The 19,421-nt window shown below is 36.8% G+C and carries 17 protein-coding genes and 1 rRNA gene; 12 read left to right on the top strand and 6 right to left on the bottom strand.

All coding sequences use genetic code 11. The annotated features are described in order from the left end of the window. Position 1: 1 nt before the first annotated feature. From ACRX5O_RS23070 to ACRX5O_RS23055, 4 genes are read left to right on the top strand one after another with little or no spacing between them, the layout of a single operon-like run. On the top strand, positions 2-1,414 hold the full coding sequence (locus ACRX5O_RS23070) for a glycosyltransferase family 2 protein (protein ID WP_433908092.1): 1,413 nt from the start codon (positions 2-4) through the stop codon (positions 1,412-1,414). Next, positions 1,411-4,659 (top strand): hypothetical protein, encoded by a 3,249-nt coding sequence (locus tag ACRX5O_RS23065; protein WP_433908091.1) that lies wholly within the window; start codon positions 1,411-1,413, stop codon positions 4,657-4,659. The genes ACRX5O_RS23070 and ACRX5O_RS23065 overlap by 4 nt, the downstream gene beginning before the upstream one ends. Next, complete coding sequence (locus tag ACRX5O_RS23060; RefSeq protein ID WP_433908090.1) at positions 4,656-5,018, top strand: response regulator transcription factor; 363 nt, start codon at positions 4,656-4,658, stop codon at positions 5,016-5,018. Before ACRX5O_RS23065 ends, ACRX5O_RS23060 begins: the two co-directional genes overlap by 4 nt. Beyond that, positions 5,008-7,905, top strand: a complete 2,898-nt coding sequence (locus ACRX5O_RS23055) for an ATP-binding protein (protein ID WP_433908089.1) — start codon at positions 5,008-5,010, stop codon at positions 7,903-7,905. The genes ACRX5O_RS23060 and ACRX5O_RS23055 overlap by 11 nt, the downstream gene beginning before the upstream one ends. A gap of 198 nt (positions 7,906-8,103) precedes the next feature. Here the strand turns inward: ACRX5O_RS23055 and ACRX5O_RS23050 are convergent, their stop codons facing one another. Further along, positions 8,104-9,015, bottom strand: a complete 912-nt coding sequence (locus ACRX5O_RS23050; protein WP_433908088.1) for an RluA family pseudouridine synthase — start codon at positions 9,013-9,015, stop codon at positions 8,104-8,106. Positions 9,016-9,143: 128 nt separating this feature from the next. Here ACRX5O_RS23050 and ACRX5O_RS23045 point away from each other — a divergent pair, with 128 nt between their 5' ends. After that, on the top strand, positions 9,144-9,536 hold the full coding sequence (locus tag ACRX5O_RS23045) for a DUF5365 family protein (protein WP_433908087.1): 393 nt from the start codon (positions 9,144-9,146) through the stop codon (positions 9,534-9,536). A gap of 35 nt (positions 9,537-9,571) precedes the next feature. On the opposite strand, the gene ACRX5O_RS23040 is transcribed toward ACRX5O_RS23045, so the two are convergent. From ACRX5O_RS23040 to ACRX5O_RS23030, 3 genes are all read right to left on the bottom strand, one after another. Then, positions 9,572-10,042 (bottom strand): thioredoxin family protein, encoded by a 471-nt coding sequence (locus tag ACRX5O_RS23040; protein WP_433908086.1) that lies wholly within the window; start codon positions 10,040-10,042, stop codon positions 9,572-9,574. A 4-nt stretch (positions 10,043-10,046) separates the two neighbouring features. After that, complete coding sequence (locus tag ACRX5O_RS23035) at positions 10,047-10,478, bottom strand: disulfide oxidoreductase (protein WP_433908085.1); 432 nt, start codon at positions 10,476-10,478, stop codon at positions 10,047-10,049. Between the two features lie 73 nt (positions 10,479-10,551). Continuing rightward, positions 10,552-11,154, bottom strand: a complete 603-nt coding sequence (locus tag ACRX5O_RS23030; protein WP_433908084.1) for a TetR/AcrR family transcriptional regulator — start codon at positions 11,152-11,154, stop codon at positions 10,552-10,554. Positions 11,155-11,361: 207 nt separating this feature from the next. On the opposite strand from ACRX5O_RS23030, the gene ACRX5O_RS23025 reads away from it, so the two are divergent. Then, entirely contained in the window at positions 11,362-13,095 is a 1,734-nt protein-coding gene (locus ACRX5O_RS23025) for a phospho-sugar mutase (protein WP_433908083.1), read from the top strand. A 53-nt stretch (positions 13,096-13,148) separates the two neighbouring features. On the opposite strand, the gene ACRX5O_RS23020 is transcribed toward ACRX5O_RS23025, so the two are convergent. Then, the gene (locus tag ACRX5O_RS23020) at positions 13,149-13,406 is read right to left on the bottom strand and encodes a YhdB family protein (protein ID WP_433908082.1); all 258 of its coding nucleotides are present in this window, start codon (positions 13,404-13,406) and stop codon (positions 13,149-13,151) included. A 172-nt stretch (positions 13,407-13,578) separates the two neighbouring features. Between ACRX5O_RS23020 and ACRX5O_RS23015 the strand changes: the two genes are divergently transcribed. The 3 genes from ACRX5O_RS23015 to ACRX5O_RS23005 all read left to right on the top strand — a co-directional run bounded on the left by ACRX5O_RS23015 (position 13,579) and on the right by ACRX5O_RS23005 (position 16,433). Beyond that, a complete protein-coding gene (locus ACRX5O_RS23015; RefSeq protein WP_433908081.1) occupies positions 13,579-14,565 on the top strand; it encodes a M14 family zinc carboxypeptidase in 987 nt (328 codons plus the stop codon). 25 nt (positions 14,566-14,590) lie between these two features. Next, positions 14,591-14,908 carry a DUF3889 domain-containing protein gene (locus tag ACRX5O_RS23010; RefSeq protein ID WP_433908080.1) on the top strand — a complete coding sequence of 106 codons (318 nt, stop codon included), beginning with the start codon at positions 14,591-14,593 and terminating at the stop codon, positions 14,906-14,908. 112 nt (positions 14,909-15,020) lie between these two features. After that, positions 15,021-16,433: a SpoVR family protein gene (locus ACRX5O_RS23005; protein WP_433908079.1), complete on the top strand. Its 1,413-nt coding sequence runs from the start codon at positions 15,021-15,023 to the stop codon at positions 16,431-16,433. Between the two features lie 86 nt (positions 16,434-16,519). Here ACRX5O_RS23005 and ACRX5O_RS23000 read toward each other — a convergent pair whose 3' ends face one another. Next, entirely contained in the window at positions 16,520-17,305 is a 786-nt protein-coding gene (locus ACRX5O_RS23000) for a C39 family peptidase (protein WP_433908078.1), read from the bottom strand. Positions 17,306-17,434: 129 nt separating this feature from the next. On the opposite strand from ACRX5O_RS23000, the gene ACRX5O_RS22995 reads away from it, so the two are divergent. The 3 genes from ACRX5O_RS22995 to ACRX5O_RS22985 form a co-directional block, all read left to right on the top strand. Beyond that, positions 17,435-17,800: a Na-translocating system protein MpsC family protein gene (locus ACRX5O_RS22995; protein WP_433908077.1), complete on the top strand. Its 366-nt coding sequence runs from the start codon at positions 17,435-17,437 to the stop codon at positions 17,798-17,800. A 346-nt stretch (positions 17,801-18,146) separates the two neighbouring features. Next, entirely contained in the window at positions 18,147-18,923 is a 777-nt protein-coding gene (locus tag ACRX5O_RS22990) for a TerC family protein (RefSeq protein WP_433908076.1), read from the top strand. 327 nt (positions 18,924-19,250) lie between these two features. Further along, a 16S ribosomal RNA gene (locus ACRX5O_RS22985) occupies positions 19,251-19,421 on the top strand; the annotation flags it as partial.

The raw sequence follows: 19,421 nt of genomic DNA, 5'->3' as shown, positions 1-19,421 counted from the left end.
TATGCTACAACTGATTGGGGAGTATATCGGCATTATTTTCGGTGGTTTTATCACTATATACATGGTGTTGGTGATTAGTTTTTACTCAGTGATATTACTGCTATCACTTCTTCAGCTTAGAAGAGAATATAAACTTGATAAAGAGCAAGCGTACGATGAATATCTAAATGACTTATATACAAAGCCAATTTCTATTATCGTTCCTGCCTTTAATGAGGAGGCAGGATTGATTCAAAGTGTCCGTTCCTTGCTAGGGATCAATTATCCCACTTATGAAATTATTGTTGTTAATGACGGATCTACAGACAACAGTCTTAATAAAATGATTCGTCATTATGAGATGAAGGAAATTAAAAAAGTGATTCGAAAGCATGTTGAAACAAAAAATATTAAAGGAATATATCAGTCCAGTACTTTACCAAACCTTTATCTGATTGATAAAGAAAATGGTGGGAAAGCAGATGCATTGAATGTAGGATTGAATTTCTCTCATTATCCTTATATTTGTTCACTAGATGGCGATTCCGTTCTAGAACGAGATGCTTTCTTAAAGGTCATGAAACCAATTATGCTTTCAAATGAAGATGTCATTGCTTCTGGAGGAAGTGTAAGAATTGCCAATGGTTGTAAAATATCAAATGGTAATTTACTTGAAGTGGGGCTATCAAAACATCCCCTTGTGATTATGCAGATCATTGAGTATCTTCGTGCCTTTTTAATGGGGAGAATTGGTTTAAGTCGTCATAATCTTCTTTTGATTGTATCAGGAGCATTTGGTGTTTTTTCAAAAAGCTGGGTGGCAGAAGCGGGTGGTTATAAGACCACTACCGTAGGTGAAGATATGGAGTTAGTGGTTCGTTTGCACCGACTTATTAAAGAGAAAGGTGTAAAGAAAAAGATCGTATATGTGCCAGACCCTGTATGTTGGACCGAAGTACCGGAAGAAACCAAGTTTCTTCGTAGACAGAGAAGAAGATGGCACCGAGGTTTATTTGAAAGTCTTTGGGCACATAGGAAGTTAGCATTTAATCCAAAATACGGTTCGATCGGCATGATTTCCTTTCCTTATTTTTGGATTGTTGAGTTTTTTGGCCCTATCATTGAGCTCTCTGGATATATTTATGTCTTATGCTCCTTGTTTTTTGGCGGGATTTATTTAGAGTTTGCTATTATCATTTTTCTTCTCTCTTGTTTGTATGGTTCATTGTTCTCTATGGCCTCTGTTTTATTGGAAGAGTGGAGTCTACGCAAATATCCAAAAGTATCACATATCGTAAAGTTATTTCTTTACTCTATGACAGAGACATTATGGTATCGTCCATTAACTGTCTTTTGGCGTTGTGAGGGGATTTGGCAGATTATTGTTGGTGAAAAGGGCTGGGGAGAAATGAAAAGAAAAGGTGTATCGGAATGAAGAGTTGGTTCTCGAAACAACAAATGCTTGTTTTTGCATTTATTGCAATCATATTAGTAGGAATAACAAGTCCTTTCTGGCTATGGGCAGTCAAATCAAATAAAGAGTTAAATGTATTAATTCTCGATAAGACTGTTCCTGACCAAACGTACCGAGAACATAGCGGACTAACCTGGCTCTTGAATAATGAGAAATATGTCACTAGCGATCGTGAAAGGTACAGTATTGAAAATAGCTATAGTGGTTTTGTTCCTAAAGAGGGGGAAGAGTATGAAATTCGCACTCTCCCAAAAGAATTAGAACAGTATGATGTCTTTTACTTGGCGGATTCATATGGGGTCTATGAAAAGGAATTCTATGGAGAAAACCAACAGGGAGAACGGTCTAAGCATTTGTACGGTGGATTACAAGAGGAAGAAGTAGAGGCCATTCATCAGGAATTACTTTCAAATAAAGGTAAAACCCTTATAGCTGAGTTTAATACATTTGCTAGTCCTACTTCAGCTTTAGCTCGTGAAAAAGTTTCTAACCTGTTAAATGTCGATTGGACAGGCTGGATTGGCAGGTATTTTCCTAAGCTTGAGGGGGAAGAGGTTCCAACTTGGCTGAAAGAAAATTATGAGAAATTGAACGGAGCATGGAATTTTTCAGGTGAAGGGCTCGTATTTGTGGATAGCAATGATTATATTGTGGTCATTGATAAAAATGAGTTTAAGGGTGAGGGCCCAAGTTTCCAATATACTGAATTAGGTGAGAAGCTCTTTAATAATAAGAAAAATGATGCCGATTATTCTTATTGGTTTGATATTATTTCCGCAAGAGATACGGATGAAATCTTAGCAACATACCATTTATCTGTAACAAAGGAAGCCGAATCGAAGCTTGCAGAAAATGGGATTCCAGTTACCTTTCCTGCAGTCATCAGCCATAAAAATGCTAGTTACTCTGCCTATTATTTTGCTGGTGATTATGCCGATGAGGGGGATATCCCGTCGATTTATCAGACAAGGGGAATATCTAATTGGAGAGAAATCGCTCAGTCAGATTCTTTTTACTGGCGTGTGTATGTTCCAATGATGAAGCAAATTCTGCGTCACGGCTTAGAACCATCCGATGAGCAGGAAGTGGTGGAGCTTGTTACGGAGAATGGAACCTCCATTAATAGCAAGACAGATGAAGAGTCTATTCAAATCCAAAAGGATGGTAAGTGGGAAGATCTTCTTATTAAAGGGGTTAACATGGGGATAGCTAAACCTGGTTACTTCCCCGGTGAGACGGCCATCTCTAAAGATGAATACTTTAGATGGTTTAAAATGATTGGTGCAATGAATGCGAATGCCATTCGTATTTATACCATTCACCCTCCACAATTTTATGAAGCATTCTACGAATATAATAAACAAGCCAAGAAGCCTTTATATTTATTCCACGGTGCTTGGGTGACAGAAGAAACTTTGCTAGAGACAAAGGATGCCTATGATCCGTCTGTTGTGGAAGAGTTTCAAAGAGAAATGAGAGACATCGTTGATATCGTTCATGGCAATGCTGACATAGCAGAAAATCTAGGGCATGCATCAGGTTCTTATACTCACGATATTTCCCCTTATGTACTAGGGTATATTATCGGAATTGAGTGGGATCCAGGTATGGTATTAAATACTGACACTGTCCATAGTGGAATGGAGCAGTATAAAGGAGACTACTTCTTTACGGAGAATGCAACTCCATTTGAAGCGTGGTTAGCGGTCCGAATGAATGAGATGGCAAGTTATGAGGCAGAAACGTATAATTGGCAACATTCCATGAGCTTTACCAACTGGGTAACAACCGATCTATTATCTCATCCGGCTGAGCCAGCTGAGGAAGAGGATATGGTTAGTGTTGATCCCAATCATATTAAAAAAACAAATCAATTTCATGCTGGTTTATTTGCCTCTTATCACGTCTATCCATATTTTCCAGACTTCTTAAACTTTGAGGAAGATTATGTGAATTATGTAGATAGCAGTGGAGAGAAGAATAACTATGCAGGTTATCTTCATGATTTGAAAAATGCCCACGAAATGCCAGTCGTCATTGCTGAGTACGGAGTGCCTTCCTCAAGGGGATTAACTCATGAAAATGTCCATGGAATGGATCAAGGTAATCATAGTGAACAGGATCAAGGAGAAATTGATCAGAAGCTATTTCAAACCATAGTATCAGAAAATTTTGCTGGGGGAATCGTATTTTCCTGGCAGGATGAGTGGTTTAAACGAACATGGAATACAATGGACTTCGATAATCCAGACCGTCGACCGTATTGGTCTAATATACAGACGAATGAACAAATGTTTGGAATGCTAGGGTTTTCCCCTTCTTTATTCGGAAAAGAAATGACCTTAGACGGAAAAGACAATGACTGGAGAAAGTCGTTGGTTGAACCTTTAGCACAATCGAAGGATGAAGATAATTTATTAACAGGTATGTATGTAACTTCTGATGCAGCAAATATATATGTGCGTCTCGATTACCAACAATCTATAAATTTAGAAGAAACTCCGACATATATCACATTTGATACGATAGGAGATCAAGGGCAAAAAAAGATTCCGCTCCGTACTGGTCAATCGGTGTCAACAACATCTGGTGTTGATTTCTTAGTCACACTGGCAGGCAAAGAGGAATCGAGGATTTCAGTCGATAGCTACTATGATTCTTTTTACTATCAATATGGTGAGCGGTTAAAGCTGATACCAAAAGAAACGTATCCTTCAGAAAAGGAAAATGGTGTGTTCCATCCGATTCGCTTGGCGCTAAATAAACAATTAACGATTCCTTCGACAGGGAAAACCTATCCTTTTGAAGCATATGAAACGGGAAAACTTCTTTATGGCTCTGGGAACCCTAATGAAGAAAATTATAACTCTTTGACAGATGTAAGCATTAGTGAGGATGGAAAGATGGTCGAGCTGCGTATTCCATGGTTAATGTTAAATATTAAGGATCCGAGTGAAAAAGAAATCATTGGGGATATGTGGAAGAGTGGATTAGAGGGTACAAAAAATATTGAAGGTATCTATCTTTCAGCTTTTGTATCAACAGAAAAGGGTCTGTCAGCTTTACCTGAAATGGAAGGGAAAACTGATGCCATATCTAAAACTGTAGTTTATAAATGGAATAAATGGGAGCAGCCAGTATACAGTGAACGACTAAAGGATTCTTATTATATTCTGAAGGAAACATACGGGGGGACAAAAGAGTGAAAAGGATATTATTAGCTGAGGATGAAGAAGTATTAAGAATGCTTGTTGTAGACACTCTTGAAGAAGAAGAATATGAAGTGGAAGAAGCGGCTGATGGAACGGAGGCGGTCCAGCTATTTGAAGAAAATAGCTATGATTTACTCGTTCTAGACTATATGATGCCTGGGTTAACAGGGTTAGAAGTGATTGAACATGTAAGACAAAAAGATAAGAAAGTAAAAATCTTAATGCTCTCAGCTAAGAGTCAACAATATGAACAGGAAAAAGTGATTGAGGCAGGAGCTAACTACTTTATGGCTAAACCTTTTAGCCCGTTGGAGCTAAAAGATAAAATTGAGGATATCTTAAATGAAAGATAGCCCGAAAAAAAAGCAAAGCATATTAAAACAATTTATTCAGTTAATGATTGTTTTTCTCTCTTTAATCCTTATCGGTACGTCTTTAAATCTCTATTTTCAGTATAAGCGAAGCAATGACTATGTTGAAAATAGAGCCCTTATTGTGGAGAAAGAGAAAATTACAAGAGATTTGTATTACTCACTGAATACGGCTTTATTTGATGTTAGGGGATATTTTGCTTACGGTAATGAAGAACTGAAAAAAAGAGCACACTCGCAACAGCCTGAGATTAGAAAACTAGCGAAAAAGTTGGAGGCAAGTGCAACTAATGAGGACGATACGGAGTATGTTAGAGAGCTGAACAGCTTTGTGGATTATTATTTTGTTGAAACACTTCCTCAAGCAGTCGAGTATTATGAGGCTGGGCGACAGGATGATTTAATCAATTTGGCTCAGCTTGGTGCTACAACAAGAACCAATGAATTTTTAGATTTGACTCACGAATACATGGATGTAATTGATAAAGAATTAAATACAGCCATCAATGATATGAGGCGAACTCAAACCATTTATCAAAATGTGTTTCTTGCCTTTATCATATTTCTCCTAGTGTTCCTTTTTAGAATTATCAGGGGAATGCTAACAAATATTGGTGCACCACTTTCCCAACTAGCGAAGACAGCAACAGATATAACAGAGGGAAAGGATTCAGAGATTTTTATTGATCCACATCGTAAAGATGAAATTGGTATTCTTTCTTTCGCTTTAAAGAAGATGCTCCATTCTATACAAGAAAAAGAACAGAATCTATTAGCACAAAATGAGGAGTTATTAGCACAGCAAGATGAGCTTTATACGCAACAATCTGAGCTGGAAAATGCCCTTTACGTGGTAAATGAAAGTAAGAACAAAATTGAAAATCGTAATGAATTAACGAACAAATTAACAAATGCTCTTGAAAAGCAAACGCTTCTTGATAGCATCGTGTTACACATGACACGAATTATTAAGGCTGATCGAGGGTTAATCGTATTGCTTGAGGACCAAGCGTATAGTTCATATGGAATTTCCTCATCTGGTGTAGAACAGTTTAAAAAGAACATATACAATGGCTTGAATAGCATTTTAATTGTACATCAGCAACCTTATACGATTAAGAGGGAGATAGTGGAATCAGAGAAGGGATACCATGAGGGGAAATTGTACTCTTATGATTTATATTTGCCAGTCATCTCCTCGAATGATGTTGTAACAGCAATAATGGTTTTTAGCAGGTTTGGAAATGCGTTTCGTGAGTCTGAGATTGAAGAATTACAATCGATCACAAAGCAAATGAGCAATTCCTTAGAGAAGGTATATATTTATGAATTGTCTGAAACGGAACGATTAAGGAATCAGTCTATTTTAAATACAACTCATGAGGGGATTCAGCTTATTAATCAGGACGGAGTTGTTCTGCTAGTAAATAAGGCTCTTTGCGAGATGTTCGAATGTGTTGTGGATGGAAGAGATTTAGTAGGACTTGTCCTTCAGGATTGGACATCCTTTATGCAAAAAGATATGGAAGAGAAGGATGAATTTTTACAATTTGTCCAATCTGCAATAGAAACGAACCATATAAATAACTCTAACTCATTTATATATAAACGACTAGATAAGCATCAAGTGATAAAGGTATATAGTGAGGCACTATTTCAGGATGATATTCGAGTTGGTACGATTATTGTTCATCGAGACATTACAAAAGAATTTGAAGTCGATCAAATGAAGTCTGAGTTTGTCAGTACAGTTAGTCATGAGTTGCGAACTCCTTTAGCTAGTATTTTAGGATTTACAGAGCTTATGCTACATCGTGAGCTAAAGCCAGACCGAAGACTAAAGTATTTAACCACTGTATACAATGAAGCGAAGAGACTTACCGCATTAATAAACGATTTCCTTGATGTCCAACGCATGGAGGCGGGGAAACATACGTATGAGAAAAAATATTTTGAACTATTGCCAGTTATTGAGTCAGTGACAAATACGTTAAGAGGTACAACATCGATACATGAAATAACGGTTACCTCCCATGCTGAAAACGATTGGATTTTAGGAGACCGCGAAAAGATTGAGCAAGTACTTACCAATCTAGTGGGAAATTCGATTAAATACTCTCCGAATGGAGGGAATATTTCACTTAATCTATATGAAGCAAAGGGAATATTAAGGTTGGATATTACAGATGAAGGCTTGGGTATTCCTGAAAATGTAGGGGACTCCATCTTTACAAAGTTTTATCGTGTTGACAATTCAGACCGACGAAAAATTGGTGGGACTGGACTAGGTCTTGCCATTGTAAAGGAAATAATGAACGCACATGAAGGTGATGTAACTTTTACATCTAAGTATGGAAAGGGAAGTACCTTCACAATTTTTTTCCCAATTGTCAAAAAAGAGGCAACCAGCATCACTGATATGAGAGATGTAGAAGCTTCCAGTTACAAAGTGTTTGTGATTGAGGATGACGAGAGCTTGCTAGATCTAATATCACAAGAGTTACTTGATAACGGATTTACAGTTACTCAATTTACAAATGGTGACCATGCAATGGATGCCTTAAAGGAAGAGGTCCCAGATGCAGTAATTCTAGATATCATGTTAGATAAAGGAAACGTTGATGGCTGGGATATTATGCGGTTTATGAAAGAGAAAAAGGAATTAAAGCAAATCCCAGTCATAATCTCCAGCGCACTTGATGAGAGAGACAAAGGTTTAGCGAATGGTGCCGAGGAGTACTTTGTTAAACCATACAAAACAAGCCACTTATCTAAAATTGTGATGCAATTATTACTAAGGATTGGAAAAGAAGGACAAGTGATTGTCCCTTTTGTAGAAGAACATGATCTTGAAAAACCAAAAGAATAATCTTTATCGTGCAGGAAAGGACTAGGGCTTCGCTCTAGTCCTTTTCTACATTTTTCATTTCTAAAAATAGGCTTGCTCATTTGTTTTGGACAAAAACGTTTCGGGAAAGGAAAGATTACAAGGAAAATATCGGCGATGGAGCCGTTTATATAAAGGGAGCGTCTACCAAATGGGTAGGCGCTTCTATGATTATTTCAATCAAACATCCATATCAGGAAATATGGATGGATTATCAACAAACGGTGCCTTACATACAATGTTCTCTTCGGTAAAAGGGTGAGTAAACTCTACCTTTAAAGCATGCAGTGCTTGTCTTTTCTGCTTGATACGACTTCCATAAAGGGAATCACCAATAAGAGGGTGACCAATAGAACTTAAATGTACTCGAATTTGATGTGTTCTTCCTGTATCAAGTTGGCAGCTTATTAGAGTAGTATTATTTTTTGCATTGTAAGTATGTACTTTATAGTGTGTAACAGCGGATTGACCAGTGGAAGAAACTCTTCTCCTCGTTGGATGATGACGATCTCTTCCAATGGGTTTTGAAATTGATCCTGAGCTTGTTTTCATTTTCCCTTCTACTAAAGCGACGTATGTTCTTTTAATCTTTCTTTCCTCAAGGAGTCTATCTAAGATTGCCCCGCACATTCGATGTTTGGCAAAAATAACAGCACCCGTTGTATCTCGATCAAGACGATGGATATGCTTGATGTAATAAAGTTCTCCTTTTGATTGAAGATGAAATGCTACGCCATTTAAGAGACTGAAATGGTCTTTCTCTGAATTTGGATGAGTATCCATTCCAGCAGGTTTATTTGCAATAAGAAGGTGGTCATCTTCAAAAAGGATGTCAATCTCCATATAAGTAGGTTGGACTATTGGGGGCTCGGGTAGAAAAAATGGAATAGATAAGTTATCACCCATTTGGAAATGAGTAGTCCAGTTTGCTTCTTGCCCATTTATTAACACGTTTTTTTCCATTCTCAATTCATGGACTAGTTTTTTGGGGGCCTTCCAATAATCTTTAAATAAGCTTTCTATTGTGTATTTCTCCCAATCTTTTGGAATACAAATATTGAACTGTTTTCCAACTGTTTTTGTTTGTAACATTGTACTCTCCGTTCTTAGCTATCATTTTAATCGTGGTGATAATTACCACCATAGAGACAGGTTTTTTTATGGTATTCTTAATTTATATTTTACATTAGAACTAAAGGATATTTAAAGGTGGGTTATAAGTGAAGATTGTTTTTGCGTCGACACCAGACCAAGAAGAGAAAATAAATGAGCTTGTAAAAAGGTTTTATCGAGATATTTTTCCTTTGTATTTCTCTGATAAAGACATAAAGAAATTTGAGGATCAAAATGTACTGAATAATGAAACTGCACAGCTTGATGGGACGTTAAAGGAAGCATATCATGTGATTGCTTCACTTCAAACTTTGCTATCAATTCTAGAATCAAGCATCTTATCATACGATCACCAAGCTCTGTATGAAAAAAATGTTGAAACATTACATGAGTATGGATTTATTTTCCCATTTTCTTATGATGAATTTATCTATGCAAGAGAAAACAAGACTAGCTTTTTCAGCACATACACCCAAGCAGCTAATCAATTATTAGTATAAAAGCCGACTACAAAAATAGTCGGCTTTTTCAAAACTTATTTTGTATTTTCGTTAAACCAGCTCTCGAAATCAGGCTCTTCGTGGTATCCTACGATTCTTGCTACTTCTTTCCCATCTTTATATTGAACAATTGTAGGGGTTTCTTGAATACCGTAATCATCCCATCCCTGCTCAAATTCAAGAAGATTGTATTGAACAAGATTGATATCCATCTCTTCAGATAGAGGGGCAACTATTGGAGTTGTTCGCTGACAGTGTGGACAAGTCGGACTGTAAAAATAAACGGTTGTATCCTCACCATTATCTAACTGAGTTTGAAGATCTTCTGGAAGAATTAGGTTTTGATAGTTTGGATCCTCTAATTGAGCAACTGTCTCAGGGTGAAGAGTATCTTTGTTGTAAATATTATCTTCACTTACCTTTTCTTCATTTTGCATTTTTGTAACAATAGCTAATGCACCAAATAATACGACGATAATACCAATAAAAATTAGAACTTTTTTCATAGAATTATTTTTCCTCCTTCGTTTGCTTCCATACTAGAAAGCTACAAACAAACACAATGATAAATGCGGTGAGGGCCAGAAAAGGGATAGTAATGAATCCAAGCCAATTAATGTATTGCCCTGTACAAGGAATTCGCCCACAGGCTGGTGCTGTATCAGCTAAAAAGGAGAGCTTCTGTAATCCGAAATGATAAAGGGAAATCATCCCACCAATTACAGACAGAATCATCGTATAAAATGCGATCCCATAATCCTTTTTTACAGTTGCAATCCCTAATAACACGACAAATGGGTACATAACGATTCGTTGATACCAGCAAAGTTCACAAGGCTCGTACTGGCGTATCTCCGAAAAATATAAACTGCCAAACATTGCTATCAGTGCCGCAGCGAAAGCAAGGAAAAGCAAGTTTTCGCGCTTGTCATTTTTTTTCATACAGTATTCTCCTTAAGCGTATTGACCGTGAATTTATTATAATTACAAAGGACAAAAATGTATATTAATCTACTCACAAGTCTTCCTTTTTTCCGACAATTCCATAGAAGAAGAAATGAATGAATTCATTTATGAATTGATCCTTGTTTGAGTTAGATTGGAAGATTTCTGAATGCTTTTGAATAGCGTCTGTCATTGCTTGGAGGATAAAAAAAATCGTATTCATTGATAGACTGCTTGATATATCACCGCTTTTTCGTCCTTCTTCAATAAATGTAACAATGAGAGGCATAGATTTTTCGTTTGCAAATTCTTGAAATAACTTCGCAATTTGACTATTCTCCGAGATAATCGCTTCAATAAATTCCGGACTAAGTTCATTTGTGGATGAAAGCTTTAATTCAATTAATTTGATTAGCTTGTCTTGAAAAGAAAGCTCACTATTAATTAATTGTTGAAAAGAGTCAATTTGCCTTTCAAGATAATCCTTTAGCACATCATAGACGAGCTCGTCCTTACTTCCAAAATAATTATATATCGTTACTTGAGAAACATTCGCTTTTTTTGCTATTTCGTGAATGTTTACCTTTTGAATTCCGTACTTTGTGAATAAAGAAAAAGCTGCCTGGCGAATCTGTTCCATTTTTTGAAGCCTTCTTCGTTCAAACCCGTTCATATCTTCACCTCTTTCCAATTTTAAAAAAAATTATGAAATAATACAAATGTAACATTTTAAAATTTGGAGAGATGTGTATTTTTTACAAAAAACATATATAATGAAAATGGTTTCTTAAGTTGTCACAAAAACTAACGACTAAAAAGAGGGAAACGCACAGTCTGGCTTGAATAATAAAGTTAGAAAACACTTTCAGGAGGAGACGAAATGAGCTGGAAAGAAAAAGTACATACATGGAATCAATTTGATAAGCTCCCAGAAGAGTTAAAGGGGCAACTACAAAAGCTATCCGATTTGGAATTAGAGGATGCTTTTTATAAAAATTTAGAGTTTGGTACAGGTGGGATGCGTGGAGAAATAGGTGTTGGTACAAATCGTATGAACATCTTCACGGTTAGGAAGGCATCCGCTGGCCTTGCAACATATATAGAAGAATTTGGTCAGGAAGCAAAGGATAGAGGTGTGGTCATTGCATATGATTCTCGCCATAAATCAAGTGAATTTGCAATGGAGGCAGCCAAAACATTAGCTACGAAGGGAATTCAAGCGTATGTTTTTGATGAGCTTCGTCCAACTCCAGAGTTATCTTTTGCAGTTAGACACCTAAATGCTTTCTCTGGAATTGTGATTACAGCAAGCCATAATCCGCCTGAATATAATGGTTATAAGGTGTATGGTCCAGACGGTGGGCAGCTTCCCTTAGAAGGAGCAGATAAGGTTATTGAAAAAGTAGATGCTATTTCAAATGAGTTAACTATAGAGGTTCGTGATGAACAAGAGTTAAAAGAGCTAGGGCTAATTAAGATGATTGGTGCAGATGTCGATCAAGCTTATTTAGAGAAGCTTGTAACGATTTCTGAGAATCCTGCATTAGCTAAAGAAACGGATTTACAGGTAGTTTTTACACCGCTGCATGGGACAGCTAATAAACCGGTGCGTTCTGGACTTAAGGCGTTTGGTTACGAAAATGTGACGGTTGTAAAGGAGCAGGAATTGCCTGATCCACAGTTCTCTACTGTGAAAAGTCCAAACCCAGAAGAACATGCTGCGTTTGAATTGGCAATAGAAGCTGGAAAAAAGGTAAACGCTGATTTATTAATTGCGACGGACCCTGATGCAGACCGGCTTGGAATTGCTGTTAAAAATGAAACAGGAGAGTATGAAATCCTTACAGGAAATCAAACCGGTGCTTTACTACTCCATTACTTACTAGAAAATAAAAAGGCAAAGGGAACATTACAAGAAAATGCAGTTGTTTTAAAGACAATTGTTACATCTGAATTGGGTGCAACTATTGCTGCTTCTTATGGTGTTCCAACAATTGATGTTTTAACTGGATTTAAGTTTATTGCAGAAAAGATTAACGAGTATGATTCCACGAATGAACATAGCTTCTTGTTTGGCTATGAAGAGAGCTACGGTTATTTAATTGGAGATTTTGCCAGAGACAAGGATGCTATTCAAGCTTCTCTTTTAGCAACTGAAGTGTGTGCGTACTACAAAAAGCAAGGCAAGTCTCTATATGAGGCATTGTTAATGATTTTTGATAAGTATGGATATTACCAAGAAGGCTTACGTTCATTAACGTTAAAAGGGAAATCAGGTGCAGAAACCATTAATAAAACACTTGAATCTTTCCGTGCCGAGCCACTCGAAGAACTGATTGGTTTAAAAGTAACAAAAACGGAGGATTATCTAACAAGTACAAGATATGAGGGAGGATCGGAAGAACCAATCGATCTTCCTGCTTCTAACGTGTTAAAGTACTTCTTTGAAGATGGATCATGGGTCTGCCTTCGACCATCAGGAACGGAGCCGAAAATTAAGTTTTATTTTGGCGTAAAGGGCTCTAGTTTAACTGAAAGCAAAGAAAAATTAAAATCAATTGAAGATGCATTTATGCAAGCGGTAGAAAATAAAATGAATGCACTTTCTAAATAAATCATAAAAAACACGGTCAATTTGACCGTGTTTTTTTGGTGGAATTCTGGTAGTTACCCCATGGTTATCACTGTATCAAGCAAGCCGTCATTTGCTTCAACAAGTTCGTTTGCATGGTCGATGTAACGAAGTAAAGAATATAAATGTTTCTCAATCACTTGGTAATCTTTTTCAAAATTGTACGCGTGAAGGAAATGCTCAATTTTTTTGGCTAAAAATTGGTCCTTCGTTCGTACCATCAGTATTAATAAGTTATCCCATTCAGAGCGATGCGTATAGTACAAGGCTCGATCATAATCAACATGATTCATTTTCTCTCTCCTCCTCTTAAGGAGTTGAGTATAGTGTATGATTTTCTGTTAAAAACAATCTCAGAAAAACTTGTCACTGTTGATATATCAATGTTCTCATCTTTTTCCTGAATAGGTTTATGCCATTCAAGACACATTAAAGATGGAAATTTTAATTTTAGGAATGGATGAAATGAAAACATCGATATTTCTTATTTGCTTTTTACTGTATTGCCCATCTGCTTTTGCAAATATTGTTAATTCAGACCAAACCTACACATACGAACAAATGCAATTTGATATTCAAAAATTAAAGGAAACATACGATGGAGAACTAGAAGTAAAAGTAATTGGTCAATCTTATTATGGAAATGATATTCCAGCAATTAAAGTTGGAAAAGGAAAGAAAAACGTCGTACTCATTGGTGCTCATCATGGCAGAGAGTGGCTAACAAGCTCTCTTCTAATGGTTATGCTTGAAAATTATGTGAGAGCTTTAACTACCGGTGCTAAAATTGGATCATTTGATTCTAACATGCTAAATGATGTGTCCATCTGGTTTGTTCCGATGCTTAATCCGGATGGAGTCAAAATTCAGCAGCGGGACATCCCTTTATTCTTTGTTGATCAGCTGTTTTTAATGAATGAAGGTGAGATTAATTTTTCGCGTTGGAAGGCAAATGGGATTGGGATTGATTTAAATCGCCAATATCCAGCAGGTTGGAAAGTGTTAAGGGGGCCCGGTACACCTACTTACCAATTTTATAAAGGGAAAAGACCATTGGAGGCATGGGAGACTCAAGCTCTTGCTACTTTTATTGATAATATCCAACCCTCTATTGCCGTAGCCTATCACTCAACTGGTCAGGAGATTTATTGGAAGTATAAAAATGGGAATTATGAACAAAGGGATTATTCAATCGCTGAAGAAATTGCTCAATTAACCGGATATAAATTAGGAAAGCCCCCTAAAAAGGCAACAGGTGGAGGATTTACTGATTGGTTTATTACCAAGTACCATCGTCCAGCATTAACCATAGAAATATGTCCACCAATGGTCAATCGTGCCCCGCCTTTGTCTAGCTTCCCAGAGGTATGGAAAAGGAATCAATATGTTGGGATGAAATTAGTGAATGAGGTCATGGAATTACATAAAAGTGAGGGGCAAATGGAAAAATAAAAACCACAAACAAGGAGGGAAAAGTTTGAAAAAGATACTTGTTCCAATAATAACTCTTTTATGCATTTTTGGTTCACTTTCTTCTACTTATGCTGAGCAGCCGGGTCTAGATTATAAAAAATTTGGGAGAATTGCAACAGCAGTTGTTACTGAAGACTATCCTGGACAGCAGGTAGTGGAATATAAGTATGTGGGAAGAGAGAAATTAGCTGAAAATAAGGTAGTGGATTCCTTTCGGTTTGAAGTAATGGTGAATGGCAAGGAACAGTTTGTGACAGTCAAGATTACGCATGACAATAGTGCAGGAAAAGAATTAACGATTACATTAGAAGAAGAGAAATAAGGAAAAGCAGAGCTCTAAAAACAATAGGGTTCTGCTTTTTTCTATTCTATAGTACATCATTCTCTCTCTCGTTTCATACATTGTGATAAGAGCAAAAAGGGGGAGAAAGCTAATGCGTGAACAAGAACAGAAGGAATTACAGTATGCCATTGAAGAGATAACGGAGATAGCGGTTGGCTTTGGACTCGATTTTTATCCAATGCGTTATGAAATTTGTCCGTCTGAAATTATTTATACCTTTGGTGCATATGGCATGCCAACAAGATTTTCTCATTGGAGCTTCGGGAAACAGTTTCATAAAATGAAGCTTCACTATGATCTTGGGTTGTCTAAAATTTATGAACTTGTTATTAACTCTAACCCTTGTTATGCGTTTTTACTGGATTCCAATTCTCTTATACAAAACAAGCTAATTGTTGCCCACGTTTTAGCTCACTGTGACTTTTTTAAAAATAATGTTCGATTCCAAAATACAAAAAGAGACATGGTAGAAAGCATGGCCGCAACAGCTGAGAGAATCCGAAAGTATGAAATACAATACGGGAAACATGAGGTTGAAACGTTTCTTGATGCCGTCCTTGCTATTGAAGAACATATTGACCCCTCATTAATGAGGCCCAAACTTGCTTGGAGCATGGAGGATGTGGAATACGAAGAGGATGTTGTTGCGGTCAGTCCTTATGATGATTTGTGGAATTTGGATGAAAAGGATAAAAAGAAACTAGAACCCGTAAGAAGAAAAAAGAAATTCCCTCCACAGCCTGAGAAAGATCTTTTATTATTTATTGAGAGTTATAGTCGCGAATTATCAGACTGGCAACGTGATATTTTAACGATGATGCGCGAGGAAATGCTATATTTCTGGCCACAGTTAGAAACAAAGATTATGAACGAAGGATGGGCGTCGTTTTGGCATCAAAGAATTCTCCGTGAGATGGATTTAACGAGTGGCGAAGCATTGGAGTTTGCTAAACTAAATGCTGGTGTTGTTCAACCTTCTCGAACAGGAATAAACCCATATTACCTTGGGTTGAAGATATTTGAGGATATTGAAGAACGATACAATAATCCGACCGAGGAAATGAAGCGTCGAGGAGTCCAACCTGGATCAGGTCGAGAGAAGATGTTTGAGGTACGTGAAATAGAATCAGATATTTCCTTCCTCCGCAACTATTTAACGAAAGATCTTGTTATGCGAGAGGATATGTATTTATTCCAAAAGCAAGGGAAGGATTATAAGATTGTTGATAAAGCATGGGAAAATGTTCGAGATCAGTTAGTAAGTATGAGGGTAAACGGTGGCTTCCCATACTTAACGGTAACGGATGGCGATTATATGAAAAACGGTGAGCTTTATATCCAGCATGGATACGAAGGAATTGAACTTGATATTAAGTATTTGGAAAAAGTTATGCCGTATATTCATCAGTTATGGGGAAGAAGCATTCATATGGAAACCGTTATTGAAGGGAAAAATATGCTTTATACGTATGACGGTAAAAGTATACACAGAAAGTATTTATAGTGAAAAGTAACCCCATTCAGAAATTGAATGGGGTTTTTAAATATGAATTTATTTTCTTTTTTACAAGTTCAACTGCTATTTTGAGGTTATAAGACGACGATCGCTTGACTTCCCATTTGCTCCCAAGCTTGAATAAATGACTCTCGGTCAAGTTGCTGATTTTTCTCTCCGTAAGGATTGTTTATATAAATAGATTCATTATCATAGCCTGTTATAACAACACTATGCATTTTATAAGTAATAGTAACTTCTCCTTGTGGTGTTTCCCACGTCTCGAATTCGTCAATAGGAGAAAAGGTGGAGGTGGTAATAATCCAAACAGGATGACCTTGAGCTACTTGTTTTAATAGTTCATCAAATGATTGATTTGTTAAGTCAATAACATGATCCGAATAAATTGTTGCCAGATCATAAATGGGACCATGATATACTCCAAGTCCAGGCCCGTCTTCCATATTACCAACAAACCCAATATTAGGATTCCCATATTCACCACTATTATATTGAAGCGGTGTTCGAACTACTTCTTCTGCTAATTGATTTTTTGTTACATCAAGACCATTGTATTGTAAAATCATTGCTAAGCTTGTTACTTCGCAACCATTGTATAATCTAGGACTGTCCATCTGGTTCAATAAAGGAACATCAAGTAAAATCTCAGTAACTTCTTGCTCTTCTTCTACAACATCCTCTTCAACCATATTTGCTGCGGAGGCAGTCTCTTCAGTAAAAGAAGTGCTAGATGTAGTCTGAACAGCTGCCGTTGTTAATTCCTTGTTCGTGGTAGATTGAGCCTGTTCATCGTTAGTTAGGAACAATGCTGCTGCAAATAAAGTGGTAGATAATATGAGTGCAGGGATTTTAAAGCTCATGGAAACCTTCCTTCTTCATAAAGTAATAGATTCCATAATGATAGAATTAAATTATGAACAAACTATTAAGAGGTTAGGAAGAATTGAGGAATGTTTAAGGAACAATTATAATGTGGTAAGAGGTGAGTTATGAAGAAAACAAAGGGTTCAATCGAGGCAGAAATTAGTAAAGCCATTACTCAATGGGAAAAGGACTACTTAGGTAGAGGTTCAATATCTGTAAAGGCAGATATTCTAAGAGATATGATCATTGTATCTCTAAAAGGAATTCTAACTCCTGCTGAGTATTCGGTGTGTGAAACAAAAGACGGGATGTTATCCATAAAACGTACACGTGCTGATTTAGTTGAGTCTGGTACAGGTGAATTAAAACAGCTAATTTCTAATATAACAGGTCAAAATGTCCTTAATTTTCATACAGATATTAGTACTCGGACTGGAGAAAGAATGATGATCTTCCGGCTACAGGGTGATCTTGAAAAGGAGTTTATTTGAACAACAAGAATTTTCTCATTGACGATTATTCAAGAACATCATATGATAATAATAAGAATTTAATAAGATATTCCTTTAAAGGGGAGTAGCTTTTACAACAAAGTCGTCATTTCAGAGACACGCGCTCTCGGCTTTGTTGGCAACGTACTAGTTGTTAGCAAGACCTTTACCTATCAATGGTAAAGGTCTTTTTTGCGTCTCTAACCTTTACCAAAATATAGTATTTGGGAAGGGGGAGAGTGTATGAACAAATAAATGATTACACCCGATTTAATCGTTATAGATATATATGGAATGTCAAAAGAGTACATGGTGGAGAGTTCTCAATTGAAAGGGGAAACGAAAATTGGATCTTAGTTTATTATTAGAATATGGTTGGGTATTATTAGTTCTTATTGCATTAGAGGGATTACTTGCAGCAGATAATGCCCTTGTATTAGCTATTATGGTAAAGCATTTGCCTGAAGAAGAAAGAAAAAGGGCATTATTTTATGGTTTAGCAGGTGCTTTTATTTTTAGATTTGCTTCCTTATTTGTTATTTCGTTCTTAGTGGATGTATGGCAAGTACAGGCAATAGGTGCGATCTACTTATTATTTATCGCCATTAATCATATTGCGAGGAAACTATTTAAGAAGAAACTTGAAGAGAAGTCAAGTGAAAAAGAAAAGCAAGAAAAGAATTCGGGTTTCTGGACAACCGTTATCAAAGTTGAGTTAGCAGACATAGCTTTTGCAGTAGATTCAATTTTAGCAGCAGTTGCTTTAGCCGTAGCTTTACCAGATACTCCACTTCCTCCTATCGGTGGTTTGGATGGAGGTAAGTTCTTGGTTATCTTTGCTGGTGGTTTAATTGGGTTAATTATCATGCGTTTTGCAGCAAACTTCTTTGTAACACTTCTTGGCAAACGCCCTGGTTTAGAAATCGCTGCCTTTGCTATTGTAGGTTGGGTAGGGGTGAAACTTGCAGTATACACATTATCACACCCTTCATTATCCGTACTTCCTAGTACATTTGCAAAATCACCTGAGTGGAAAATTACTTTCTATATAGTATTAGTTCTAATTGCATTAGCTGGTTGGTTTTTCTCAAAAGAAGCGAAGGAAGTAGAAAATGCAGCTTAATTAAAAGAGCGTTCATTAGAATTTTCTAATGAACGTTTTTTTTCGACAAAAAATGATAAAAATCTATTGACGATAAAAAAGACGGATGGTATTATAAAAATCTGCTTACGAAACAACATAATTTAAAAGTTGATACACAAACTTTTTGAAAAAAATGTTGACGAGTTAAGTGGAAAATGTTATTCTAATATAGTTGCTTCTGAGCGACAAAGTGAGAAACGAACTGATTTTGTTCTTTGAAAACTAAACAAATCATACGTCAACAAAAATGATTAGTGTTGAAAATACACTAGCCAACGTTTTAACTTTAAGAGCTAATCTTACTCTTTATTGGAGAGTTTGATCCTGGCTCAGGACGAACGCTGGCGGCGTGCCTAATACATGCAAGTCGAGCGGATCTTTGGGAGCTTGCTCCCGAAGATTAGCGGCGGACGGGTGAGTAACACGTGGGCAACCTGCCTATGAGACTGGGATAACTCCGGGAAACCGGGGCTAATA

This window comes from Robertmurraya mesotrionivorans (assembly GCF_050971805.1).
Lineage (GTDB): Bacteria > Bacillota > Bacilli > Bacillales > Cytobacillaceae > Robertmurraya_A.
The sequence above is the reverse complement of the archived record's forward strand: the minus strand, read 5'-3'. Positions and strand labels throughout refer to the sequence as shown.